Source organism: Micromonospora violae (genome assembly GCF_004217135.1).
GTDB classification, from domain to species: Bacteria; Actinomycetota; Actinomycetes; order Mycobacteriales; family Micromonosporaceae; genus Micromonospora; species Micromonospora violae.
Window position 1 is genome coordinate 888,185 of record NZ_SHKK01000001.1, and the last position, 24,728, is coordinate 912,912.

Below are 24,728 nucleotides of genomic sequence, written 5' to 3' on the forward strand. Positions count from 1 at the left end.
GCGGTGGTTACGGTCGTGGATGCCGAGGTTTCCCGACCGTTCGAGGAGTGATCGCATGCCCGCCTCTCCGTCCCGGCTCTTCGCCGAGATAGCGACGGCCGAACCGCCGGCCGAGACCAGAGTGGTCATGCGACGGGCGGTGGTGCTCGGTGGCAGCATGGCCGGGCTGCTGGCCGCCCGGGTGTTGAGCGACCACGCCGAGGAAGTGCTGATCATCGAACGGGACCCGTCCGATGTCGACGCCGGGCCCCGGCCGGGTGTGCCCCAGGGCAGTCAGGTGCACGCGCTGCTGCCCGCCGGTCAGGTCCAGTTGGAGCGCTGGTTTCCCGGCATCGCCGAGGAGGCACTCGCGCTCGGTGCCCCGCCCCCACCGCGCGACCCCAGCACGGCGAAGATCTTCGTGAACGGCATGGTGGGCCTGCCGCCCGCGCCGACCGGCACCGGGCCGGCGTTGATCACCACGCGTCCGTTCCTGGAGGCGCTGGTCCGGCGACGCACTCTCGCCGTCGACAACATCCAGATGGTGTACGGGCGGGCGGACGGCCTGCTCCTCGACGAGCGGCGGGTCACCGGCGCCCGGTACGTGCCCGAGGGTGGCACCGAGCCGATCGTCGAGGCGGCGGACCTGGTGGTCGACGCGATGGGGCGGTCCAGCCGGTTGAGCGACTGGCTGGCCGAGCAGGGGTGGCCGCGCCCGCCGATGCACCGCATGCCGATCAAGCTGAACTACGCCACGGCGCTCTTCCGACGCGACGAGGCGGTCAGTGACGCCTGGGTGGCCGTCTTCCACACGATGGCGGGCAAGGGGCGCACCGCCCGGATCGGTGGGATCAACTCGGTCGAGGGAGACCGCTGGATCATGCTGGTCGCCGGCTACGACGAGGACCGGCCCAGCCGCGACGTCGCCGACTTCACCGCCCGCTGTCGGGAGCACTACCCGCAGATGTTCGGCGACATCGCCGAACACGGGGAGATGCTCGGCGGGGTGATCACTTACCACCAGGCGGACAGCCGACGTCGCGACTTCCACAAGCTCGACCGCCTGCCCGCCGGGTTGGTCGCCGCCGGTGACGCGGTCGCGTCCTTCAACCCGGTGTACGGCCAGGGCATGACCTCCGCGACGCTGCACGCCTCCTGCCTGTCGACGTACCTGCGCTCCGGTCCGAAGCCACACGACGAGCCGGCGCGGGCGTACTTCGACCAGGTCCGCGTGGTGGTCGACGCCGCCTGGCAGGTCTCCACCACCGCCGACATCGAGCTGCCGCACGTCGACGGGCCGTACCCGCCCGGCTACAAGATCACCAAGTGGTTCGGAGACCTGCTCTTCCGGGCGTCGCTGACCGATCCAGTGCTCAACGCCCGGCTGGGCCGGGTCACCACCATGCTCGATCACCCGGCCGCGCTGAGCCGGCCCGGCACCCTGTTCCGGGCCCTCCGGCTCGGCCTGCTCGGCCGCTCCCGGCGGTGATTCGTCGCCAAAGCCGCCGCCCACCCCCGGGCCCGGTGGAGAATGGTGGGCCGGGGAGGGACGCTGCGACGAACCGGGGGAGCAGCCGTGTTCGGAACCAGCCTCCTGGGTCGGCTTCGGCGCCGTGACCCTGGTGGCGCCGTCCTGCGACGCGCGACACGCCTGACCCTCGTCGCGTCCCTCGTCTTCTACGGCTGTCGGTACGGCGCGGGCAGCTCGACGCTCGCCACGTACGGGTTGTTCGGCACGATCGCCGCCGGGTCGTTCGCGCAGCTGCCGGGTCCGGCACCGCAACGGGCACGGATCCTCGTGCTGTCGCTGCCGGCGGTGTGGGTGCTGATCGCGGTGGGTTCGCTGCTGGCGTGGAGCACGTGGGCGGCCGCCGCCGGCATGCTGGTCGTCGGGTTCGTCGTGGCGTTCGCCGGGGTCGGCAACCCGCGCCTGGTGGGGTTGGGGAGCGCCTTTCAGCTCTTCTACATCCTGGCGTCGTTCCCGCCGTACCAGCCGGGCACCCTGCCGGAACGACTCGCCGGGGTGACAGTCGCCATCGTGCTGCTCGCCGCGGCCGAGGTGCTCCTCTGGCCCGACCCGGTGCCGGTCTCCTACCGGCAGCGCCTCGCCGACGCGGCGGACGGCGTCGCCGCCTTCCTCCACGCCGCCGCCGAGAGGTTGACCGACCCGCACGCCGCCGCCGGTGCCCAGGACAGGCAGCGCCAGCGGGCGTACGACGTGGTGGCGGCGACCGAGTTGGACCGCGACCCCCCGGGGTGGGCGCCCACCGCGGCGGGTGCTCAGGACCGGGCGTTGCGTATTTGCAAGGTCGCGTTACGGGAGGTGCTCGCCGAGGCGGATCGACTGGCGGCGGACGCCCCGCCGGAGCCGATCCCGGACCTGGCGGCGGCGCGTCTGCTGCGCTCCTGCGCGGACACGACCCGCGCCGCCGGCCGGAGCCTGTCGCCGGGTGCCCCGGCGGTGAACCCCGCCGACCTGGACGTCGCTGTCGAACGCGCCGACGCGGAGTACCCGGTGGGAACGAGTGGTGTCCGCGAGGCGGTCGACGTACCCCGGTTGTGCCGGGACGCGACCGCGCTGGCCCTCGCCGGCCAGGTGCGGGTCTTCGCGGTCGGATGCCGGGTGGCCACCGGGGCGCGGCTCGACGCTGAGGACGCCTCCGTGGGCTTGTTCGAGTACGCCCGGCGCGGCCCGTGGACGCTGTACCGGTGGCAGTTCCGCTCCCACCTGGCGCCGCGCTCGGCCCACCTGCAGAACTCGCTGCGGCTGGCCGTGGCGCTCGCCATCGCCCGGGTGGCCGCCGGGCTGTTGCAGCTGACCCACGGCTTCTGGGTGCTGCTGGCCACCCTCACCGTCCTGCGGACCTCGGCCGCCGACACCCGCACCGCGCTGCGGCCGGCCGTGCTGGGCACGATCGTCGGTGCGGCCGTCAGCGGCGGGGTGATGCTCGTCGTCGATGAGCCGATCGCGTACGCCATCGTCCTGCCGGTCACGCTGCTGCTGGCCTTCGGCCTCGGCCGCCTGCTCGGTCCGGTGTGGCAACAGGCGCTGTTCACCCTGCTGCTGACGGTTGTCTTCGCCCAGCTCAGCACGGAAGGGTGGCGACTCGCCGAGGCCCGCCTCGTCGACGTTGTGCTCGGCGCGGTGATCGGCGTGTTGGCCGGCGTGGCGATGTGGCCGCGCGGCGCGGGTTACGACCTGCGGGCGAACGCCACCCGCTACCTGTCGGCCAACGCGGACGCGGTCGAACAGACCGTCCACGCGGTGCTCGGCGCTGCGCCGCCACCCGACGACGCCCTCAACCGGGTACGTCGCCGGATGGTCCTGATCGACTCGTCGTACTGCCAATACCACTCGGAACGCCACGATCCGCGCCACGAGCAGGTGAACTGGGACGCGGTGCTGAGCGCCGGGCACCACGTGGTGCCCGGCGCGGAGGCGTTGCTGCGGCGCAACCCGCCGGGCTGCCTCGCCGGCTGGCCCGAAGCGGAGGCGCTACTGCGGGACTCCGTCGGGCGCCTGCGGTCGACGTACCGCGCCGTCGCCGACGAGGTCGCGCACGGCCAGACACCGCACCCGACGCCGCCCGCGACCACCTGCGCGGACCAGTTGGACCGGATCCGTCCGCTGCTCGGCGAAGCCGACCCCCGGTCGGTCCGGCACCTGGTGGAGGTCGACCGGTGGCTCGCCGGCCTCGCCGACAGCCTCGCCCAGGTCCACCCGCGCTCGTCGATGTGACCGATCCGGTGTGCCAACCAGTCAACACCTGTGGAAAGCCATCGGGGCCACGGGAGGAAACATGGATCAGAACCTGCGCGTGCTACGGCCCGACGACACCACAGAGCTGCACGTCGCCCTGCTCCAGGCATTGGCCACCCTGCCGGTCCGCGACCAGGCCATCGTGGTGCTCCGGCACTGGGAGGATCAGAGCGTCGAGGCGGTCGCCAGCACCCTCGACATCTCCGTGTCGGTGGTCAAGATGCAGAACGCTCGCGCGCTGACAAAGCTGAGGACACTGCTAGGCCAGGACTTCGTACGGATCTGACAGGCCGCCGGTCGCCGATTGGCCGTGCCCGTCGGGCGCCGTTCGGCCTAGCGTCGACGGCATGGAGATCGAACAGGCGCAGAAGCTGTGGCAGCCGGAGCCGGGCTGGTTGAACACCGCCAGTTACGGGTTGCCGCCGGAGCCGGCGTGGACGGCGTTGCAGGACGCGCTGGCCGACTGGCGGATCGGTCGTACGTCGTGGGAGGGCTGGGGTGAGTCGACGCACCGGGCCCGTGTCGCCTTCGCCGGCCTCGTCGGGGTGCCGGTCGGTGACGTGGCGGTCGGTGCGACCGTGTCCCAGCTTTTCGCGCCGGTCGCGGCGGCGCTGCCGGCCGGTGCCACGGTGGTGGTTCCCGAGGTGGAGTTCACCTCGAATCTCTTCCCCTGGTTGGTGCAGGAGGAGCGTGGCGTCACGGTCCGCACGGTGCCGTTGGAGTCGTTGGTCGACGCCATCGACGCCGACACCGACCTGGTCGCGTTCAGTCTGGTGCAGTCCTCCGACGGGGCGGTGGCGGCGTACGACGAGATCGTGGCCGCGGCCCGCGCGCACGACGCGTTGGTGGTGGTGGACGCGACCCAGGCGTGTGGCTGGCTGCCGTTCGACGGGAGCCGGGCCGACGTGGTGGCGGTGGGCGGCTACAAGTGGTTGATGAATCCGCGCGGGACCGCGTACGCCTATCTGGCGCCGGAGTTGCGCGAGCGGTTGCGTCCCGACGCCGCCGGCTGGTACGCGGGCCGCGACCCGCACGCCTCCTACTACGGCCCGCCGTTGCGGCTGGCCGACGACGCCCGCCGGTTCGACATCTCACCGGCCTGGTTCAGTTGGGTCGGGGCGGTCCCCGCCCTGGAGGTGATCGCCGAGATCGGCGTGTCGGCGATCGGTGCGCACAATGTGGCGTTGGCGAACCGGTTCCTGGCCGGGCTGGGTCGGCCACCGGGGGAGAGCGCCATCGTCAGCGTGGACGTGCCCGACGCGCAGCAGCGCCTCGCGGCGGCCGGCATCCGGGCGGCGGTGCGCGCCGGACGGGTCCGCGCCTCCTTCCACGTCTACTCCACGGAGGCCGATGTGGACGCCGCGTTGGAGGCGTTGACGGGATGACTCCGTTCAGGCGAGGTGCCCACCGATCTTGGTGTACCCGCGCAGCAGGTCCCGGGAGATGATCAGGCGCTGCATCTCGTCGGTGCCCTCGAAGATCCGGTAGAGCCGGACCTGCCGGTACCAGCGTTCGATGGGCAGCTCCCGGGTGTAGCCCATGCCGCCGTGGATCTGGAGCACCCGGTCGACCACCCGGTTGACCATGCCGGCGCCGTAGAGCTTGCCCATCGACGAGGCGTGCCGGGGGTCCAGGCCCGCATCGACCGTCCAGGCCGAGCGCAGCACCAGCCAGCGGGCCGCCTCCAACTCGGTCTCCGAGTCGGCGATCATCCACTGGATGGCCTGGTTGGTGCCGATCTTCGCGCCGAAGGTCTCCCGGGTGTTGGCGTGGTCGATGGCCATTTGCAGCACCCGTTCGGCGATGCCGATGGCGTGCGAGGGGATGGTGTAGCGACCCTTGCCGATCCACTCCATGCCGAGCGTGAAGCCCTGCCCGATCTCGCCGAGGATGTTGCGGTGTGGCACGCGTACACCGTCGAAGATGAGCGACGCGGGCCCGCCCTCGCCCATCGTCTGGATGAACTCGGAGCGCCAGCCCATTGACCGGTCCACCAGGAAGGCGGTGGCGCCGCCGTTGCGGGCGCCCTTCTCCCGGTCGGTCACCGCGACCACGATGGCGAAGTCGGCGTCGTGACCGCCGGTGATGAAGGTCTTCTCGCCGTCGAGGATCCAGTCGTCGCCGTCGCGGCGCGCGGAGAGCCGGATGTTGGCCGCGTCCGAGCCGGCGCCCGGCTCGGTGATCGCGAAGCAGGAGCGCCGCTCGCCCTCGATGGTCGGGATGAGGAATTCCCGCTTCTGCTCCTCGGTGGCGTGGAACAGGATGTTGTCCGCCTCGCCGCCGAAGCGGAACGGCACGAACGTGCGGCCCAGCTCGGTCCAGATCAGGGACTGGAGGACGGCCGGCAGGTTCATCCCGCCGTACTCCTCCGGGGTGGCCAGGCCCCAGAAGCCGAACTTGCGCGCCTTGAGTTGCAGCTCGCGCACCTCGGAGTGGTCCAGACCCGGCTGGTGCGCTCGTTCCCGGCGGAGCACCTCGGCTTCCAGGGGCATCACCTCGCGGGTGATGAACGCGCGCACGGTGTCTCGGACGGCGCGTTCCTCTTCGGACAGTGCGAAGTCCACGGTTCCCCCTCGGTCGGCGTGGCGGTGCGCCGCTACGGGCCGCAGCGGTTCCCCATAAACTAGCGGTGTAAGTTTTCATTCGTCCAGACCCCATCTCTGGCCGACGTGGTGGCACCTGCGCGCAGGCGGTCCCGGATAGGGTGCGTGAACAGGTGGTTCCCACGGGGAGGGACAGCCCCACACCCCGAGGAGTTCTGACGTGCCCCGACCTCGACGGCCTCTGCTCACCCGCGACCGGATCGTCGAGACGGCGCTCGCGCTGATCGACGCCGACGGGCTCGGCGCGCTCTCCACCCGCCGGCTCGCCGCCGCGCTCGGCGTGCAGGGCCCCTCGCTCTACAACCACTTCGCCACCAAGGACGACATCCTCGATGCGGTCGCCGACGAGGTCACCGGCGGCGTCGACACCAGCGGCTTCGCCAGCCGGGACTGGGTCGCCGCGCTGCGGGAGTGGGCCTGGTCGTACCGGCGGGCGCTCACCGCGCACCCGAACATCGTGCCGTACCTGGCACAGGGCCCGGGGCGTCGACCGGCCGCCCTGGCGATGGCCGACGCGGTCTACGGCGGCCTGGTCCGGGCCGGCTGGCCGCCGGCCCGCGCCACCCACATCGGCGCGGCACTGCGCTACTTCGTGGCCGGCTCGGCGCTCGGTTCGTTCGCCCGCGGTTTCGTCGAGGACCCGGAGCTGTACGCGGCGCACTACCCGCATCTGCGCCAGGCGCACCGGCTCGCCGAGCACCAGCAGAGCGTGGACGAGGGCGCCTTCGCCCTCGGCCTGGACGCGTTGCTGCACGGTCTGGCCGCCGAGTACGCCCGCACCGTCGACGCGGTGGAGTCCGGCCGGCCCAACGGGTAGCGTCCAAACTCCCAGCGCTAGTTTCATCGTCCGTCGCGACCCCGTCGCCATCGCCCACCCCCGAAGGGACGACATGGATCTCGCCGCCCCGCCGTCGCAGTTGCCCGACTCCCTGCGCCTGCGGCACCACCTGTACATCGGCGGGGAGTGGACGCCTCCCGCCGACGCTGATCTGATCGACGTGGAGAACCCGAGCACCGGGGAACTGGTCGGGCAGGTTCCGGCTGGCACCCCGGCCGACGTCGACCGCGCCGTGGCCGCAGCCCGGGCCGCGTTCCCCGGCTGGTCGTCCGCCACCCCCGCCGAGCGTTCCGCGCACCTCGACCGGCTGCACGCGGCGCTCAGTGCCCGCGCCGACGACCTGGCCCGCGCCGTCGCCGTGGAGCTGGGCTCGCCGCTCAAGCTCGCCACCCGGGTGCAGGTCGGGCTCCCGTTGACCGTGCTGCGTGACCACGTCGCGCTCGCCGCCCGCGCGCCGGTCGAGGAGAGCATCGGCAACTCCCTGGTCGTCCGCGAGCCGGTCGGCGTGGTCGGCGCGATCACCCCGTGGAACTACCCGCTGCACCAGGTGATGGCGAAGCTCGCACCCGCCCTCGCCGCCGGTTGCACGGTGGTGCTCAAGCCCAGCGAGTTGACCCCGTTGACCGCTTACCTGCTCTTCGACGCGGTCACCGAAGCCGGGTTGCCGCCGGGCGTGCTCAACCTGGTCCCCGGCACCGGGCCGGTGGTCGGCGAAGCCCTCGCCGGGCACCCCGACGTCGACCTGGTCTCGTTCACCGGCTCCACCGCCACCGGCGCGCGGATCATGCGGCTCGCCGCCGACCGGATCGCCCGGGTGGCGCTGGAGCTGGGCGGCAAGTCCGCCAACGTGATCCTCCCCGACGCCGACCTGGCCACCGCCGTCAAGGTGGGCGTCGGCAACGCGTTGCTCAACTCCGGGCAGACCTGCACCGCGTGGACCCGGATGCTGGTGCACCGCGACCGCTACGACGAAGCGCTGCACCTGATCACCACGGCGGTGGCCGGCTACCGGCTCGGCGACCCATTCGACCCGGCGACCCGGCTCGGCCCGCTGGTCTCCGCTCACCAGGCCGAACGGGTGCGCGGCCACATCGACCGGGCTCTCGCCGACGGCGCCCGGCTGGTCGCCGGCGGGCCCGACGCCCCGGTGCCGACCCGGGGGCACTTCGTCGCCCCGACCGTCTTCGCCGACGTGCACCCCGACAGCGCGCTCGCCCAGGAGGAGGTCTTCGGCCCGGTGCTCGCCGTCATCCCGTTCGCCGACACCGACGAGGCCGTCGCCATCGCCAACAACTCGAAGTACGGGTTGGCCGGCGCGGTCTGGTCCGCCGACACCGACGCGGCGCTGGCGGTGGCCCGGCGGCTGCGTACCGGCGCGGTCGACATCAACGGCGCCCCGTTCAACCCGCTCGCCCCGTTCGGTGGCTACAAGCAGTCCGGCCTGGGCCGGGAGTTGGGCGTGCACGGGCTGGCCGAGTTCTGCGAGCTGAAGGCGATCCAGCGATGACCGACCCCGAGCTGTCCCCGGCCGCGCCGGGCGGCGGCACCGAGCCGGTGTCCGAGCCGGTCATCGTTCGCGCGCTGGTCGCGCGCGGGTCCGGTGCGGAGCTCAGGGTCGAGCCGGTACGGCTGCCCGCGCCCGGCCCCGGCGAGGTGCGGGTGGCGATCCGGGCGGCCGGTGTCTGCCACTCCGACCTGTCCATGGTCAACGGCACCCTCGCCGCGCGGTTTCCGCTGGTCCTCGGGCACGAGGCGACCGGGGTGGTGGCTGCGACCGGGCCGGGCAGCCAGCTGACGGTCGGCACCCCGGTGGTGCTCAACTGGGCACCGGCCTGCCGGGCCTGCTGGTGGTGCCAGCGCGGGGAGCCGTGGCTCTGCGCCGCCACCACGGCCCCGACGGTGCCGCGCGGCGAGACCGACGACGGGGTCCCCCTGCACCTGACCCTCGGCCTCGGCGCGCTCGCCGAGGCGGTGGTGGTACCCGAGCGTGCCGTCATTCCGATCCCCGCCGGGCTGCCGCCCGAGCAGGCAGCGCTGCTCGGCTGCGCGGTGCTCACCGGCGTCGGCGCGGTCCGGAACACCGCCCGGGTGGCGCCCGGCGAGTCGGTCGCGGTCGTCGGGCTCGGTGGGGTCGGGCTCGCCGTGTTGAGCGCGGCCCGTCGGGCCGGCGCCACGACGATCCTGGCCGTCGACGTCGCCGAGGCGAAGCGGGGCCTGGCGCTTGCCGCCGGGGCGACCGACTTCCTGCTCTCCGACGACCGGCTGTCCAAGGAGGTACGGGCGCGCACCGAGAGCCGCGGCGTCGACCACGCCTTCGAGTGCGTCGGTCGGGCCGCCACCATCCGCGCCGCGTGGCGGCTCACTCGGCGTGGGGGAGCGGTGACCGTGGTCGGCATGGGCGCGAAGGACGACATGGTCAGCCTCGGCGCGCTGGACATCTTCCACTCCGCGCGTACGCTGCGCTCCTCGGTGTACGGATCGTCCGATCCGGACCGGGAGGTGCCGGCGCTGGCCGCCGAACTCGCCGACGGCGCACTGGACCTGCGGGTGCTGGTCAGCGGAACGGTTCCGTTGGACGAGGCGCCGGCGGCGTTCGACCGGCTGGCCCGGGGCGAGGGTGCGCGCTGGGTGGTCACGCTGAGCTGAGCACTATGACGTCGCGGGCCTGCACGTCGGGGCGGATGCTGCCGGTCGAACCAGGCCGCGAGGGCGTCCCCGAAAATCGCCGGGCGCAGGACTTGGAGGGCCTCACTTCAATGAGCGTGATGTCTGTGAGTCATCACGATGACTCACAGACATCACGCTCAGCAGCGGATGTGGCTCCGGCGATCGTCGTGCTGGGCGTTCGCCGCACCGACCAGCTGGATGTCCTGGTGGCGACGCCGGAATGACCAGAACCGGCCCGGCAGCACATGGCCGACCGCGGCATCGACCGCCGGGCGTCCTCGCCCATCAGCGCCAGCATGACGCCACCCTTGCCACTCTTGAGGCCCTGGACCACGACCTTGCCGGTGCTGCCGGCGGGCAGCTCCAGGGTTCGCGGCACCACAGCCGCCGGAACGGCGATTCCACCTACCTCTCATCCCGGGGGCGTTGCGCCCGAGACTATACCTAGCAGTACTATGCATCATACCTCTAGGTTTGGAGCTGGGAGGCTTCGTGAAGGTCGCCAAGGATCTGGTCGCCGCCTCGGCGACACCGATGGTGCTCGGCATCCTGGCCGAGGGGGAGAGCTACGGGTACGCCATCATCCGGCGGATCAACGAGCTGTCCGGAGGCGAGCTGGAGTGGACCGAAGGGCTGCTGTACCCGTTGCTGCACCGGCTGGAGCGCCTCGCCTATCTGGAGTCGAGCTGGCAGTCGGTGGCCGGCGAGCGGAAGCGCAAGTACTACCGCATCACCGACCGGGGCCTGGCCGAGCTGGCCGAGCAGCGCCGGCAGTGGGACACCGTCGTGGGTGCGCTCAAGGAGATCTGGCACGACTGCGCGCCGCTGACGGCGCAGCCGTTGGAGGGCCTCGCATGACGCCGCCCGACGGGCCGGAGGAACTGGAAGCCCAGTTCGAGCAGTGGCGCCGGTACGTGCTTCGCCGCAGGGAGTTGCAGGCGGTGGACGCCGACGAGCTGGAAGACCACCTTCGCGGCTCGGTGGACGAGCTCGTCGCCGCTGGCCTGAGCCCGGACGAGGCGTTCCTGGTCGCGGTGAAACGAATGGGCAGCCTCGACGACCTCTCCCGCGAGTTCGCCCGGGAGCATTCGGAGCGGCTGTGGAAGCAGTTGGTGCTGACCGGCGACCACGACAGCCCGGTCGGCGGCACCCGCTCCCGGCGGGACCTGTGGGTCATGCTCGGCTGTGCGGCGGGCGCGCTGGCGTCGGTCAAGGTGCCGGCGCTGTTCGGGCTGAGCTTCGCCGACGACGGCTCGTTCTACGCGCGGAACTTCACCCTGTTCGCGCTGCCCTGGCTGGCGGGTTTCCTGGCCTGGCGTCGGGGAGCCCGGAGGTCGATGGTCGCCGTGCTGGCGGCGCTCTTCGTCCTCGGCGCGGTGGCGGCCAACGCCTACCCCCTGGCTGACGATTCGCAGTCCGTGGTCGTCACCGGCGTCCACCTTCCCATCGCCCTGTGGCTCGTGGTCGGTCTGGCGTACGTCGCCGACGACTGGCGCTCCTCCCGTCGGCGCATGGACTTCATCCGGTTCACCGGTGAGTGGTTCATCTACCTGGTGCTGATGGCCCTCGGCGGCGGCGTGCTCGCCGCGTTCCTGTTCAACACCTTCGCGGCCATCGGAATCGTCCCGGAGGAGTTCATCTCGCAGTGGCTCCTGCCCTGCGGTGCCGCGGCGGCGGTCGTGGTGGCCGGGTGGCTCGTCGAGGCCAAGCAGAGCGTCGTCGAGAACATTGCGCCGGTCCTCACCCGGCTGTTCACCCCGCTCTTCACGGCTGCGCTGCTCGCCTTCCTCGTCGCTGTCGTCTGGACCAGCCACGGCATCGACGTGGAGCGTGAGGCGCTGCTTCTGTTCGACCTTCTCCTGGTCGTGGTGCTGGGGCTGCTGCTCTACTCACTCTCGGCCCGTGAACCGCTGGCCCCGCCCGGCCCGTTCGACAAGCTCCAACTCGCGCTCGTGGTCAGTGCGTTGGCCATCGACGTGCTGGTGCTGCTGGAGATCACCGGGCGCATCACCGACGCGTACGGCAGCACGCCCAACCGGGCGGCCGCGCTCGGCGAGAACGTGATCCTCCTGGTCAACCTCGCCTGGTCGGCGTGGCTCCTGCTGACCTTCATCCGCCGGCGCACGCCGTTCACGACGCTCGAACGGTGGCAGACCGGCTACCTGCCGGTGTACGCCGCGTGGGCCTGGATCGTGGTCCTGGTCTTCCCGCCGCTGTTCAGCTACGCCTGATCGGCGCGATCGACCGTCGGCGCGGGTCGGCTTGACGGTGACGCGGCAGCCGGCCCACCCGCCACGGGTGGGCCGGCTGCCGGTCACTTGCCCGTGACGATGCCCGGGTTGATGCAGAGCCCCGGGTTGGCGCCGTTCTTCTCCGCGATCTCCAGACAGCGGGTCACCTTGTCGACCTTCGCGTTGGTCTCGGTGATCTGCTTGGAGATCTCGGCGTTCTTGCGGTCCTGCTCCAGGTTGCGGGTCTGCGCCAGCTTGTCCTGGAACGCCTTGATGTTGCCCTCGGTCTTGTCGTCGTGGTTCACCCGGGTGATGGTCACCGAGAGGATGTCCACATCGGTGGCGAGTCGGGTCTCCGCGCTGGTCTTGATGCTCGCGGCGAACGGCTTCAGGTCGACGTTGAGGTCACCGGTCTTGTCGTCGATCTTCTCCAGCGGGTTGTACGCGGCGAAGGCGTCGTTGACCGCGCTGTCGAGCTGCACGCCCACCCGCTGACCCCGGAAGCTGTCGAAGTCGCCCTTGTAGTCCATGAACTGCTTCGGCGCGTCCTCCGGCTTGACCTGCCATTCGACGAGCACCTCGACGCACGCGTCGGCGAGGGTGCCGGTGCGTACGCGGACGCAGTTGTTGCCGCCGATGTGGTCGTACTTCTGGCGGCCCGCGTCCCACTCCCCGACCTTCTGCCACGGTGCCACCCACTTCAGGCCGGAGCCGGTGACCTCGCCGGTGGGCTTGCCGAAGCTGGTGACGATGCCGACCGAGCGGATCGGCACCGAGTGGGCGCTGGAGGCGATGCCGATCACCAGGGTGAGGGCGAGGAAGCCGAGCGACGCGAGCGCGGCCATCCGCTTCAGCGGCCGGGCGGGAGCGACGAGGGCGACGACGGCGCTGACCGCCAGGGCGACGGCGAAGAGGATCGCCATGGTGAAGCCGACGGGCATGGGGTGGAGACCTTCCGCTGGGCTGTGTGGATCATCAACCTAGGGGGTCCGGTCAAGTCGACGGCCCGCGGGAGTGGCGTTCGCGCACGTCAATCGTGGGTGGAACGTGAAGTCCATCGACATGGTTCGACTCCCTCCCCTCTGGGGTGGGGTGCCGGCTGGAGTGCGTCGAGGCGTGGGGCGGGTTGCAGACGCCGCGCACCGGTCGCGCCTGCGGGTGACGCCCACCACATACGATACGGATCGGTGCCGTATCGTTAATACGCGTCGTAGGCTGATTCGCGTTACGAGTCTGACCCGTATCGTATTTCGTCGCGGGTGATCAGCGTGGGGGGAAAGCCAGGCATGGAACTGCACAACAACACGGGACACCCGAGGCGGTGGGCGATCCTGGGGGTGCTGGTGATCAGCCTCCTCGTGGTCGTCCTCGACAACACGATCCTCAACGTCGCCCTGCGCACCCTGGCCGACCCGGTGCACGGCCTCGGCGCCAGCCAGGGCGAGCTGGAGTGGTCCATCAACTCCTACACCCTCGTCTTCGCCGGGCTGCTGTTCACCTTCGGGGTGCTCGGCGACCGCGCCGGCCGCAAGCGCTTCCTGATGATCGGTCTGGTGCTGTTCGGCCTGGCGTCGCTGCTCTCCGCGTACGCCCAGAGCCCCGGACAGCTCATCGCGGCCCGCGCCCTGATGGGGGTCGGCGGCGCGGCCATCATGCCGGTGACGCTGTCGATCATCTCCAACGTCTTCGACCCGCGCGAGCGTGGTCGGGCCATCGGCGTCTGGGCCGGCGCGGTCGGTCTCGCCGTGGCGATCGGCCCGATCCTCGGCGGTGCGCTGCTGGAGCACTTCTGGTGGGGCTCGGTCTTCCTGATCAACGTGCCGGTGATCGTCGTCGGCGTGGTGCTGGTGGCGCTGCTGGTCCCCGAGTCGCGTGACCCCCGGCCGGGCCGGGTCGACGTGCTCGGCGTCCTGCTCTCGGTGATCGGCCTGGTCGCCCTCTCCTACGGCATCATCGACGGCGGCGAGCACGGCTTCGGCCGCCCGGTGGCCTGGGGCTCGATCCTGGTCGGCGTCGCGGTGCTGGCCTGGTTCGTGCAGCACGAGCGGCGCAGCGACCACCCGTCGCTGGACGTGCGCCTGTTCAAGGTGCCCCGCTTCGCCGCGCCGGTCGCCATCGTCGGCCTGGTGTTCTTCGCCGCGATGGGCTCGATGTTCTTCGGCTCGTTCTACCTGCAACTGGTGCGCGACTACAGCCCCTTGCAGACCGGTCTGCTCTTCCTGCCCTTCGCCGGCGCCCAGCTGGTCTTCGCGCCGCGCAGCGCCGCGATGGTCCGCCGCTACGGCGGTCGGGCCGTCGCCGCCGTCGGGTTGGCGCTGACCGTGGTGTCCCTCGGCGCCTTCGTCTTCATCGGCGCGTCCACCCCGATCTGGATCGTGCTGCTCGTCTTCCTCATCCAGGGCGCCGGAATGGCCAACATCATGCCGCCGGCCACCGAGTCGATCATGTCGGCGCTGCCCCGGGAGAAGGCCGGCGTGGGCTCCGCGGTCAGCAACACCATCCGCCAGGTGGCCGGCGCGCTCGGTGTGGCCGTCCTCGGCTCGGTGCTCTCCGCGGTCTACCGCAGCGACATCAGTGACGCACTGACCGGCCTGCCCGGCCAGGCCCGCGACGCCGCGAACGAGTCGATCTCCGGGGCGTACGCCGCGGCGGGCCAGCTTGGCCCGGCGGCACCGGGGCTGATCTCGGCCGCCAACGACGCCTTCGTCACCGCCATGCACTGGGCGGCCGGGCTCTCCGCGGTGATCGCCGCGCTCGGCATCATCGTGGTGCTGCGCTGGATGCCGGGCAAGGAGGAGACGAGCGTCGCCCCGGTGGCGCCGGTCGCCGAGCCCGAGTTGGCCGGCACGGCGTAGGTGCGGGAAGAATGTCGGACATGACGTCCACTGCCGATGCTCCGCGGTCGCCCGGGCGACCGCGGAGCATCCGCGCCGACGAGGCGATCATTGAGGCGACCCTCGACCTGCTCGCCGAGGGCAGCACCGTCGAAGCGCTCTCGATCGAGGCGATCGCCGCTCGCGCCGGGGTCGGCAAGGCCACCATCTACCGCCGCTGGGCCGGCAAGGACGCGCTGCTGCTGGACGCGTTGCGGCGACTCAAGGGTGTCCTGGCCAAGCCGGCCGGCCACTCCGTCCGCGACGACCTGGTGCTGCTGGTCGGCGCGATCGGCAAGAACGTCGACCCGCGCGCGGCGAAGATCATGCCCTGTCTGGTGCCCGCGGTGAACCGCAGCGACGACCAGTTCCAGCTCTACCAGAACATCATCGCGCCCCGGCGGCAGCTGATGCGCGAGGTGCTGCGGCGCGGCATCGACGAGGGGACGCTCCGCGCCGACATCGACGTCGAAGTGACGATGGCGCTGCTCACCGGGCCGATGCTGATCCAGCGGGTGCTCCAGTGGAACCCGGACCTGAACGAGCAGACCCTGCCCGAACAGGTCGTCGACGCCGTGCTGGAGGGCATCCGGGCCCGCTGACGGCAGGTGCCCGGTCAACGGCTCCGGGCCCGCTGACGCTGGTGTTCCGGCGTCAGCCGGCCGGCGTGCGCAGCCGGTGCAGGCGCAGCGCGAGCTGCACCTCCAGCGCCCGCTCGGGCCGCTGCCAGTCGACGCCGAGCAACTGCCCGACCCGCTCCAACCGCTGGGTCACCGTGTTGACGTGCACGTGCAGTTGCTCGGCGGCCCGGGCCAGGCTGCCACCCACCCCGAAGTACGCCTCCAGCGTCTTCACCAGGGCCGTGCCGCGCCGGGCGTCGTAGTCGAGCACCGGCCCGACGGTGGCGCTGAGAAACTCGGTCACGTCCTTCTCGCCCCGGTCACCGACCGTGCCCAGCAACAGCCCGACGAAGCCCAACTCCACCGTGCTCGCGCCCTGCCCGGCCCTGCCCAGCGCGCCCAGCGCCGTCAGGCACCGGTCCGCCTCCTGGAACGTCCCGGCCAGCGCCGCCGGCGTGTTCGACGGGCCACTCGCCCCGGCGGTCACCGGTCGGCCGGTCACCCGGGACAGGTCCCGGGCCACCGCGCGGGCACTGCCGCCCGCGTCCAGCCCCGGCAGCATCAGCACCACCCGACCGTCGCGCGCGGCGGCCAGTCCGCCGCGCGCCGAGGCGTACGTGGTGGCCCAGGAGAGCACCCGCTGCCGCGCCGAGCCGGTCGCGGCGATCGCGTCGTCGCCCACCGCCACCAGCACGTGCGGCGCGTCCAGGTCCACGCCCAGCCGCCGGGCCCGGCTGCGCAACGCGTCGGTGTCGCGCAACGGGCGGGCGATCAGGTCGTCCAACAACTCGCCCCGCACCCGGCCCTCCGCCTCCGCCACCGTCCGGCGGAACAGCAGCAGCAGCGCGGTCACCAACGCGGCCCGCTCCAGGATGCGCTGGTCGGCGTCGACCAACTCGTCGTCCGGGCGCAGCACCAGGGCGCCCAGGTTCTCCGCGCCGGCCACCACCGCCGCGTACCAGAGGGGACCCCGGCGTACGCTGCGCCCCTCGGTCCGGGACGCGGCCACCGCCTCCACGATGTCCGCGCGGTCCGGCTCCTCGATCTCACCCACCCGGGCCAGCAGGCGGCCCTCGGCGTCCAACGCCAGCAGCGCGCCGCCCAGCACCTCGGTCACCGCGGCAGCCACGTCCTCCACCCCGCCGCCGCGCAGCACCAGCGCGGTCATCCGGTCGTGTGCCGCCGCGGCCCGCTCCACCGAGCTGCTGTGCGCCCGGATGGTGGTGTTCGCCGCCGACAACTCGGCCAACGCCGAGCGGGTCTCGGTCAGCAGCCGGGCGGTGTCGATCGCCACCGCCGCGTGCGCGGCCAGCGACACCAGCAGCGCCACCTCCTCCCGGACGAACGGCCGGGCCGAACGGTTGGCCGCGTAGAGCACCCCGATCGAGGTGGAACCGAGCCGCAGCGGCACCCCGAGGATGGCCACCAGACCCTCCTCGCCCACGCCGGCGTCGATCTCACCGGTGTGGTGGAAGCGCGCGTCCTCGCCGTAGTTCGCGGTGACGTACGGGGCGCCGGACTGGGCCACCAGGCCACCGAGGCCGGCCCCCATCGGCAGGCGCAGCCGCTGGAAACGGGCCGAGACCGACCCGTCGGTCACCCGCATGTAGGTGTCGCCGCGTTCGTCGTCGTTGAGCGTCATGTACGCCACGTCCGCGCCGAGCAGGTGGCGGGCCCGGTGCACGATCGCCCGCAACACGTCGTCCAGGTCGCGCAGACCGGCCAGGTCGCTGACGGTGTCGTACAGGCCGGACAGCTCGCTCTCCCGGCGGCGGCGACGCTCCAGCAGCGCGCGGACCCGCAACGCCACCGACTTGGCCTGCTCCAGCTCGGCCAGCCGGTCCGGCGGCAGCCCGGCGGCCCGCGCGGCCACCAGCGGCCCCTCGAACTCGACCGGCGCGGCCTCTCGGGCGAGCAGCTCCAGGAACTCCACCGGCGATGACATGGTCGACATTGTGCGCAGCCCCACTAGTTGGCCGTCCAGCCCCCGTCGAGGGCGATCGACGCGCCGGTGATGAACGCCGCCGGCGGCGAGCAGAGGTACGCCAGCAGCTCGGCGACCTCCTCCGGCTCGATCAACCGTTTGATCGCGGCCCGGGCCAGCATGATCTTCTCGATCACCTCGACCTCGTCGATGCCGTGGCTGGCCGCCTGGTCGGCGATCTGGCTCTCCACCAGGGCGGTCCGCACGTACGCCGGGTTGATGCAGTTCGCGGTGACCCCGTGCGAGGCACCCTCCAGCGCGACCACCTTCGACAGCCCCTCCAGCGCGTGCTTCGCCGAGACGTACGCCGCCTTGTACGGCGAGGCACGCAACCCGTGCACCGAGGAGATGTTGATGATCCGCCCCCAGCCCTGGGCGTACATGTGTGGCAGCGCCCGGCGGATCAGCCGGAACGGCGCCTCCACCATCACCCGCTGGATGTACTCGAAGCGTTCGACGGGGAAGTCCGGCAACGGCGCGACGTGCTGGAGCCCGGCGTTGTTCACCACGATGTCCACGTCCAGGTCGAGTGAGTCCACCGCCGCGGCGTCGGACAGGTCGACGCCCTCGGCCCGGCCACCGACCTCGGCGGCGACCGCCTCGGCGGCCTCCAGGTTGCGGTCCACCACGAGCACCGTGGCGCCGGCCGCGCCCAGCCGCAGGGCACAGGCCCGCCCGATGCCGCCGCCGCCCCCGGTGACCAGGGCGGTCCGACCGGCGAGGTCGACCTGTACGACGTGGGGGACCACCACGGGTTCTGCCGTCATGGCGCAAGAAGTTACGAGCTGCATGCCCCAAGGCACATGGGCCACCACCACATATCCCACACCAGTTCTGTGTGGCCCCCCACGCGCGGCACGTCCCCGGCCGCTCTCGTCGATCATGGAGTTGTGGTGCCCGATCGGTGAGCCTTCGCGGCCTTCGTGACCCACCACAACTCCATGATCGACAAGGGTGGGCGTGTCTCTTCCCTGGGCTTGGGGACGGGGCAGTAGGGTGTCGAACACACGTACTGCTGGCGGTGGTGGAGGGGGGCGGCGTGCGGGTTCTCGGGGTTGACCCGGGGCTGACCCGGTGCGGGGTTGGTGTGGTCGAGGGCGTGCCCGGGCGGCCCTGCACGCTGGTCGCCTACTACGTGGTCTACACCGACCCGGCCGACGACCTGGCGCTGCGCCTGCTGCACCTGGACCGGTCGCTGACCAAGCTGGTCGCCGAGCACCAACCGGAGAGCGTCGCGGTCGAGCGGGTGTTCAGCCAGCACAACGTCCGCACCGTGATGGGCACCGCGCAGGCCAGTGGCATCGCCGTGCTGGCCGGAGCGCGGGCCGGGCTGCCGGTGCAGACGTACACCCCGAGCGAGGTGAAGGCGGCCGTGACCGGGTCCGGTCAGGCCGACAAGGCGCAGATGACGGCGATGGTCACCCGGTTGTTGCGGCTGGCCGAGCCGCCGAAGCCGGCCGACGCCGCCGACGCGCTGGCCCTGGCCATCTGCCATGTGTGGCGCGGCGGGACCCGCTCCAAGCTGGCCGCCGCGGCCGACCGGGCACGACGAGGAGGAGCACGATGATCGCCAGCGTGCGCGGCACGGTGACCGCGACGGGTCCGGACCAGGCCGTGATCGAGGTCGGCGGTGTCGGGCTCGCCGTGCACTGCGCCCCGGGGACCCTCGCGGAGCTGCGGGTCGGCCAGGTCGCCCGGCTCGCCACCAGTCTGATCGTGCGGGAAGACTCGCTGACCCTCTACGGCTTCGCCGACGACGACGCCAAGTCGCTGTTCGAGCTGCTCCAGACCGCCAGCGGGGTCGGCCCGCGACTGGCCCAGGCGGTGCTGGCGGTGCACACCCCGGACGCGGTCCGCAAGGCGATCGCCAACGCCGACACGGCCGCCCTGACCCGGGTGCCCGGGATCGGCAAGAAGGGTGCCGAACGCCTGGTGTTGGAGCTGCGCGACCGGGTCGGCCCGGTGCCGGTCGGGGCCGACGGTGCCGCCGGGGTGACCCGCGGCAGCTGGCCCGACCAGGTCCGGCAGGCGCTGGTCGGGCTGGGCTGGACGGCCGGTCAGGCCGATCAGGCGGTGGCCGCGGTGGCGGAGTCGATCGAGGGCGAGACCCCGCCGGTGCCGGTCCTGCTCAAGCAGGCCATCCGGCTGCTCGGTCGCACCCGATGAGCGCGGGCAGGTGGGCGCCGCGCCGACGCACGGTCGTGCCGGGTAAGGGGGTGGCCCGGTGAGCGAGACCGAAGGGCTCGTCTCGGCGTACGTCAGCGACGCCGAGCGGGACGCGGAGGCCACCGTCCGGCCGAGGCGGCTGGCCGAGTTCATCGCCCAGGACCGGGTCCGCGACCAGCTCGACCTGTTGTTGCAGGGCGCCATGCGGCGGGGGGCGCCGCCGGACCACATCCTGCTCTCCGGCCCACCCGGGTTGGGGAAGACGAGCCTGGCCAACATCGTCGCCGCCGAGCTGGGCGCGGGCATCCGGGTGACCAGTGGCCCGGCGATCGAGCGTTCCGGTGACCTGGCGGCGATCCTGACCAGTCTCGCCGAGGGTGACGTGCTCTTCATCGACGAGATTCATCGGATCGCGCGACCGGCGGAAGAGCTGCTGTACAGCGCGATGGAGGACTTCCGGGTCGACGTGGTGGTGGGCAAGGGTCCGGGGGCGACGGCGATTCCGCTGGACGTCGAGCCGTTCACCCTGGTCGGCGCGACGACCCGTTCGGGGTTGTTGACCGGGCCGATGCGGGACCGGTTCGGCTTCGTCGCGCACCTCGACTTCTACGCCCCGGCGGATCTGGAGACATTGTTGCACCGCTCGGCGCGGATCCTGGGGGTGCCGATCACCCCCGAGGGCGCGACCGAGATCGCCGGTCGGTCCCGGGGCACCCCGCGGATCGCCAACCGGCTGTTGCGCCGAGTCCGCGACTACGCCGAGGTGCGTGGTGACGGGGTGGTCGATCTCGATACCGCCCGTGCCGCCCTGATCGTGTACGACGTGGACCCGCTGGGCCTGGACCGGCTGGACCGGGCGGTGCTGACCGCGTTGGTCGACTCGTTCCGGGGCGGGCCGGTCGGGCTGTCCACTCTCGCCGTCGCGGTGGGGGAGCAGCCGGACACGGTCGAGGAGGTCTGCGAGCCGTTCCTGGTGCGAGCTGGGCTGTTGGCACGTACGCCCCGGGGTCGGGTGGCGACCGAGGCGGCCTGGCGGCATCTGGGACGCACACCGCCGAATGGTACATTTGGTGCGGATAGTCCACCTGTGCCCGATCTGTTCTCCTTGGATGTCGATCAGCCGTGATGTGAACGTGATCTGTGCCGCATTCGGCGTTCCCAGGTGCAGGGTTTAGACTTCGCCGCGGTCTGTACAGGACGTGAGAATCCGCCTCCGCTCCGGCACCCACGGTGCCGGGCAGGTGGCCAATGGGAAGGTCAGTAACCGTGCATTACGCAGCAGCGGGCGGCGGGGCCGGCAGTTTCACGCCGATCCTGATGATCGCCCTGCTCTTCGGTGTCATGTATTTCATGATGATCCGGCCCCAGCAGAAGCGCCGCCGTGAGGCGGAGGCGATGCAGTCCAACCTCGGCCCTGGCGACGAGGTCGTGACCATCGGCGGGCTCTACGGCACGGTCACCGGCATCGAGGACGACACCGTCCTGATCGAGGTCGCACCGGGCGTGCAGACCCGCTACGCCCGCCCGGCCATCGCGCGGGTCGTCACCCGTGCGGAGCTGCCGGCCGAGCCGGTCACCGAGGACGCGGACACCGTCAAGGACTGACCCCTCCTCCCGGGAGCGGCGATTTCGGCGTACGGCCGGTCGATCGGCTTCCGGGTCGTGGCGCCCCCACGGGGCAGCGGACGAGACGTGAAAACTGGATAGTTGGGTCGACGCCGGGCGTCGGCACGTTCCCGCGATCGTCGGCGTTCCGCGCCGGGGTGCCCGGTCCTCGTGTCGGCATCTCGTCGACTCAAGGCAGACCCGTCGGGCGGGACCCCCGGCCCGACACCGCCGCCGCTGCGACAGCGGCGCGACCGTACAGGGAGACAGGACAGCCGTGGCACCACCTCAGGGACAGATGCGCCCCGGGCGGCAGCTCGCCGTGCTCGGGTTCATCTTCGTGGTCCTCTATCTTTTGGTGTTCTTCGCCGGCGCCAGCGGCAGTTGGAAGGACCGGCTCGAGCCCAAGCTCGGCCTGGACCTCATCGGCGGCACGCGGGTGACACTGGAGGCGACCAACAGCGTCGACGGCAAGCCTCCGACGGCGGAGAACCTCGAGGAGGCCCGCGAGATCATCGAGAGCCGGGTCAACGCGTTCGGCGTGGCCGAGGCCGAGGTGGTCACCGAGGGCAACCGCAACATCGTCATCTCCCTGCCCGGTGAGAACCGCAACCTCGACGACGTGGGCGAAGCGGCTGAGCTGCGCTTCCGTAAGGTGCTCAAGGCGGCCTCCGGCAGCGGTGTGGCCGAGGCTCCGCCCGCCGCCACGCCGACCCCGTCCGGGAGCGTCGCCCCGTCCGGCAGCCCGACCCCGTCCGGCGCCGCGACCCCGACCCCGACGGGCAGCGCCTCGCCGAAGGTGACCTCGTCGCCCAGCGGTGGTCAGGGCGGCATGGCCCCGGCGTCGCCCAGCGCCACGCCGACGCCGACCCCCTCCGCGTCCGCCACGGCTTCGCCGAGCGCCAGCTCCGAGCCGGTGCCGGCCAGTGTTGAGGAGCAGCGCAAGGCCGTCGAGCAGAAGGTCGGCGCCGCCGCGTGGCAGGCCGCCAACGGGCTGCAGGCCCCGGCCGACCTGAGCGCTGACCCGTCGCTGGCCGACAAGCTCAAGCCGTTCGGCACGCTGTCTCCGCAGGAGGTCGCGGTGCTGCCGGCGCAGATGCAGTTCAACGTGCCGACGATCGGCTGCGCGCAGCTCGACCAGCGCCCCCCGGCGTCGATCTCCGACCCGAAGCAGCAGGTGGTCTCCTGCGAGGACGGCGCTACGAAGTACCTGCTCGACCAGGCCAAGGTGCTGGGCACCGACGTGTCCGACGCCGACGCGGTGCTCGACCAGACCAACGCCTGGGTGGTCAGCCTGGACTTCACCGGCGACGGCCAGGGCAAGTGGACCTCCCTGACCCGTGAGGCGTTCAACAACGAGGGCCAGGCCTGCGACGCCACCGCGCTGGGCCAGGACGGCAAGTGCCGGGTCGCCGTCGTGCTGGACAACAAGATCGTCTCCTCCCCGGAGATCCAGGGCGTGCTGACCGGCAACTCCCAGATCACCGGCAACTTCAACCAGAAGGACGCCAGCACGCTCGCCGGTCAGCTCCGCTACGGCGCGCTGCCGGTGACCTTCGAGCAGCAGGAGGCGCAGAACGTCACCGCCACGCTCGGTGCCAGCCACCTGCGCGCCGGTCTGCTCGCGGCCGGTATCGGCATGCTGCTGGTCATCATCTACGCGTTCTTCTACTACCGGCTGCTCGGCTCGGTGATCTTCCTGAGCCTGATCCTCTCCGCGTTGCTGGTCTTCGGCGCGCTGGTGGTGCTCGGCCGGCAGATCGGCTTCACGCTCACCCTCGCCGGCATCGCCGGCATGATCGTCTCGCTCGGTGTGGCGGCGGACTCGTTCGTCATCTACTTCGAACGGTTGAAGGACGAGATCCGGGAGGGGCGCAGCCCGCGCAGCGCGGTGCCCCGCGCCTGGATCCGGGCCCGCCGCACGATCATCTCGGCCAACGCGATCACCCTTCTCTCCGCGGTGGTGCTCTACGTGGTCTCGGTCGGCACGGTCAAGGGCTTCGCGTTCGCCCTCGGTCTGGCCACCGTGCTGGACCTGGTGGTCGTGTTCCTCTTCCGGCACCCGATCATGACGATGTTCGCCCGGACCCGGGCGTTCCTGTCCCCGCGGGTCAGCGGTCTGGGCCGGGCACTTCCGGCCCGCAACCAGCCGACTCAGCCCCGCAACCCGCGCGCCAAGGAGGCCTGAGATGGCTGAAAACGGTCTGGCGAGCCGCCTCTACAACGGCGAGGCCGGTCTCAACATCGTCGGTCGGCGCAAGGTCTGGTTCGGCGTCGCCGGGCTCCTGATCCTGATTGCGATCCTCAGCTTCTCGATCCGCGGGTTCAGCCTGGGCATCGAGTTCGCCGGCGGCAACTCGTTCCAGGTGCCGGCCAGCGTCGGCACGCTGGACGACGCCGAGCGGGAGGTCAACTCGGCCCTCGCCGCGCAGAACACCGGCGTCGAGGTGGCCACCACGCAGAAGGTCGGCGACGCCTACGAGCTGCGTACGTCGCAGCTCGACGCCGAACAGGCCACCGCGGTCACGGCCCAGATCGCCGAGGACCTCGGCATCAACGTCAACGACATCAGCAGCAACCAGGTCAGTGAGGCGTGGGGCAGTCAGGTCACCGAGCGGGCCGTGCTCGGTCTGGTCATCTTCATCGCACTGGTGATGGTCTACCTGATCCTGCGCTTCGAGTGGCGGATGGCGGTCGCCGCGGTCGTCTCGCTGATCACGAACCTGATCCTCACCGCCGGCATCTACTCGCTGGTCGGCTTCGAGGTCACCCCGTCGACGATCATCGGTTTCCTCACCATCCTGGGCTTCGCGCTCTACGACGTGGTGGTGGTCTTCGACAAGGTCCAGGAGAACACCCGGGGCATCACCGCCAACAACAACCAGACGTACGGTGAGGCGGCCAACCTGGCCATCAACCAGAGCCTGATGCGGTCGCTGAACACCTCCGTGGTCGCCCTGCTGCCGGTCGGCGGTCTGCTCTTCATCGGTGCCGGCCTGCTCGGCGCCGGCACGCTGAAGGACCTCGGTCTGGTGCTGTTCGTCGGTATGGCGGTGGCGTTCCTGACCTCCATCCTGGTGGCCACCCCGCTGCTGGCGCTGCTGAAGAACTACGACCCGCGGATCCAGGCGCACAACAAGCGCGTCCTGACCCGGCGGGGCGCGGTCAGCCGCGGCGAGGTCACCGGTAAGGGTGCCGCGAGTCCGGCAGCCCGGGCCGACGCGACCGACGAGCCGGTCGACCCGGACGCCGCCGCGCTGGCGGGCGCCGCCCCCAAGGTGGGCGCTCGGCCGGCGGGCAAGCGGCCGACCGGCGCCCGGGGCGGTCGCCCGGGTGGCGGCGGCAACCGGCCGGGTGGCGCCAAGCGGCGCTGACCCACCAGAGCACACCTGAACGGCGTCC

At 71.7% G+C, this 24,728-nt stretch carries 22 protein-coding genes; 18 read left to right on the top strand and 4 right to left on the bottom strand.

Annotated features, from left to right (window positions below; genetic code table 11):
* Nucleotides 1-55: 55 nt before the first annotated feature.
* The 4 genes from EV382_RS03950 (at nt 56) to EV382_RS03965 (ending at nt 5,124) form a co-directional block, all read left to right on the top strand.
* Complete coding sequence (locus EV382_RS03950; RefSeq protein ID WP_208758302.1) at nt 56-1,468, top strand: FAD-dependent oxidoreductase; 1,413 nt, start codon at nt 56-58, stop codon at nt 1,466-1,468.
* Between the two features lie 87 nt (nt 1,469-1,555).
* Nucleotides 1,556-3,718: an FUSC family protein gene (locus EV382_RS03955; protein WP_130400282.1), complete on the top strand. Its 2,163-nt coding sequence runs from the start codon at nt 1,556-1,558 to the stop codon at nt 3,716-3,718.
* Between the two features lie 61 nt (nt 3,719-3,779).
* A complete protein-coding gene (locus EV382_RS03960; RefSeq protein ID WP_130400283.1) occupies nt 3,780-4,025 on the top strand; it encodes a sigma factor-like helix-turn-helix DNA-binding protein in 246 nt (81 codons plus the stop codon).
* A 61-nt stretch (nt 4,026-4,086) separates the two neighbouring features.
* Nucleotides 4,087-5,124 carry an aminotransferase class V-fold PLP-dependent enzyme gene (locus EV382_RS03965; RefSeq protein WP_130400284.1) on the top strand — a complete coding sequence of 346 codons (1,038 nt, stop codon included), beginning with the start codon at nt 4,087-4,089 and terminating at the stop codon, nt 5,122-5,124.
* A gap of 6 nt (nt 5,125-5,130) precedes the next feature.
* Here the strand turns inward: EV382_RS03965 and EV382_RS03970 are convergent, their stop codons facing one another.
* Nucleotides 5,131-6,303: an acyl-CoA dehydrogenase family protein gene (locus EV382_RS03970; protein ID WP_130400285.1), complete on the bottom strand. Its 1,173-nt coding sequence runs from the start codon at nt 6,301-6,303 to the stop codon at nt 5,131-5,133.
* A gap of 199 nt (nt 6,304-6,502) precedes the next feature.
* Between EV382_RS03970 and EV382_RS03975 the strand changes: the two genes are divergently transcribed.
* The 6 genes from EV382_RS03975 to EV382_RS04000 all read left to right on the top strand — a co-directional run bounded on the left by EV382_RS03975 (nt 6,503) and on the right by EV382_RS04000 (nt 12,078).
* Complete coding sequence (locus EV382_RS03975; RefSeq protein ID WP_130400286.1) at nt 6,503-7,159, top strand: TetR/AcrR family transcriptional regulator; 657 nt, start codon at nt 6,503-6,505, stop codon at nt 7,157-7,159.
* A 73-nt stretch (nt 7,160-7,232) separates the two neighbouring features.
* On the top strand, nt 7,233-8,687 hold the full coding sequence (locus EV382_RS03980) for an aldehyde dehydrogenase family protein (RefSeq protein WP_130400287.1): 1,455 nt from the start codon (nt 7,233-7,235) through the stop codon (nt 8,685-8,687).
* Nucleotides 8,684-9,826 carry an alcohol dehydrogenase catalytic domain-containing protein gene (locus EV382_RS03985; protein WP_244236529.1) on the top strand — a complete coding sequence of 381 codons (1,143 nt, stop codon included), beginning with the start codon at nt 8,684-8,686 and terminating at the stop codon, nt 9,824-9,826. Before EV382_RS03980 ends, EV382_RS03985 begins: the two co-directional genes overlap by 4 nt.
* A gap of 5 nt (nt 9,827-9,831) precedes the next feature.
* Entirely contained in the window at nt 9,832-10,071 is a 240-nt protein-coding gene (locus EV382_RS32555; protein WP_165435682.1) for a hypothetical protein, read from the top strand.
* 268 nt (nt 10,072-10,339) lie between these two features.
* Nucleotides 10,340-10,705, top strand: coding sequence for a PadR family transcriptional regulator (locus EV382_RS03995; protein ID WP_130400289.1), 366 nt, complete (start codon nt 10,340-10,342; stop codon nt 10,703-10,705).
* Complete coding sequence (locus EV382_RS04000; RefSeq protein WP_130400290.1) at nt 10,702-12,078, top strand: permease prefix domain 1-containing protein; 1,377 nt, start codon at nt 10,702-10,704, stop codon at nt 12,076-12,078. Before EV382_RS03995 ends, EV382_RS04000 begins: the two co-directional genes overlap by 4 nt.
* Before the next feature lie 83 nt (nt 12,079-12,161).
* Here EV382_RS04000 and EV382_RS04005 read toward each other — a convergent pair whose 3' ends face one another.
* The gene (locus EV382_RS04005) at nt 12,162-13,019 is read right to left on the bottom strand and encodes an SPFH domain-containing protein (protein WP_130400291.1); all 858 of its coding nucleotides are present in this window, start codon (nt 13,017-13,019) and stop codon (nt 12,162-12,164) included.
* Between the two features lie 345 nt (nt 13,020-13,364).
* On the opposite strand from EV382_RS04005, the gene EV382_RS04010 reads away from it, so the two are divergent.
* Both EV382_RS04010 and EV382_RS04015 read left to right on the top strand, forming a co-directional pair.
* On the top strand, nt 13,365-14,933 hold the full coding sequence (locus EV382_RS04010; RefSeq protein WP_130400292.1) for an MFS transporter: 1,569 nt from the start codon (nt 13,365-13,367) through the stop codon (nt 14,931-14,933).
* Nucleotides 14,934-14,944: 11 nt separating this feature from the next.
* A complete protein-coding gene (locus EV382_RS04015; protein WP_130400293.1) occupies nt 14,945-15,553 on the top strand; it encodes a TetR/AcrR family transcriptional regulator in 609 nt (202 codons plus the stop codon).
* Between the two features lie 52 nt (nt 15,554-15,605).
* Here the strand turns inward: EV382_RS04015 and EV382_RS04020 are convergent, their stop codons facing one another.
* Both EV382_RS04020 and EV382_RS04025 read right to left on the bottom strand, forming a co-directional pair.
* Complete coding sequence (locus EV382_RS04020; protein WP_130400294.1) at nt 15,606-17,525, bottom strand: helix-turn-helix domain-containing protein; 1,920 nt, start codon at nt 17,523-17,525, stop codon at nt 15,606-15,608.
* A gap of 14 nt (nt 17,526-17,539) precedes the next feature.
* Complete coding sequence (locus EV382_RS04025) at nt 17,540-18,322, bottom strand: 3-hydroxybutyrate dehydrogenase (RefSeq protein WP_130400295.1); 783 nt, start codon at nt 18,320-18,322, stop codon at nt 17,540-17,542.
* A 272-nt stretch (nt 18,323-18,594) separates the two neighbouring features.
* Here EV382_RS04025 and ruvC point away from each other — a divergent pair, with 272 nt between their 5' ends.
* The 6 genes from ruvC to secF all read left to right on the top strand — a co-directional run bounded on the left by ruvC (nt 18,595) and on the right by secF (nt 24,700).
* Nucleotides 18,595-19,122 (top strand): crossover junction endodeoxyribonuclease RuvC, encoded by a 528-nt coding sequence (gene ruvC, locus EV382_RS04030; RefSeq protein ID WP_053657691.1) that lies wholly within the window; start codon nt 18,595-18,597, stop codon nt 19,120-19,122.
* Nucleotides 19,119-19,721 carry a Holliday junction branch migration protein RuvA gene (ruvA, locus tag EV382_RS04035; RefSeq protein WP_130400296.1) on the top strand — a complete coding sequence of 201 codons (603 nt, stop codon included), beginning with the start codon at nt 19,119-19,121 and terminating at the stop codon, nt 19,719-19,721. Before ruvC ends, ruvA begins: the two co-directional genes overlap by 4 nt.
* Nucleotides 19,722-19,779: 58 nt before the next feature.
* Nucleotides 19,780-20,847 carry a Holliday junction branch migration DNA helicase RuvB gene (gene ruvB / locus EV382_RS04040; protein WP_130400297.1) on the top strand — a complete coding sequence of 356 codons (1,068 nt, stop codon included), beginning with the start codon at nt 19,780-19,782 and terminating at the stop codon, nt 20,845-20,847.
* Between the two features lie 122 nt (nt 20,848-20,969).
* Nucleotides 20,970-21,326: a preprotein translocase subunit YajC gene (gene yajC, locus EV382_RS04045; protein WP_130400298.1), complete on the top strand. Its 357-nt coding sequence runs from the start codon at nt 20,970-20,972 to the stop codon at nt 21,324-21,326.
* Between the two features lie 277 nt (nt 21,327-21,603).
* The gene (secD, locus tag EV382_RS04050) at nt 21,604-23,514 is read left to right on the top strand and encodes a protein translocase subunit SecD (protein WP_208758303.1); all 1,911 of its coding nucleotides are present in this window, start codon (nt 21,604-21,606) and stop codon (nt 23,512-23,514) included.
* Nucleotide 23,515: 1 nt separating this feature from the next.
* The gene (gene secF / locus EV382_RS04055; RefSeq protein WP_130400299.1) at nt 23,516-24,700 is read left to right on the top strand and encodes a protein translocase subunit SecF; all 1,185 of its coding nucleotides are present in this window, start codon (nt 23,516-23,518) and stop codon (nt 24,698-24,700) included.
* The last annotated feature ends 28 nt before the right edge of the window (nt 24,701-24,728 follow it).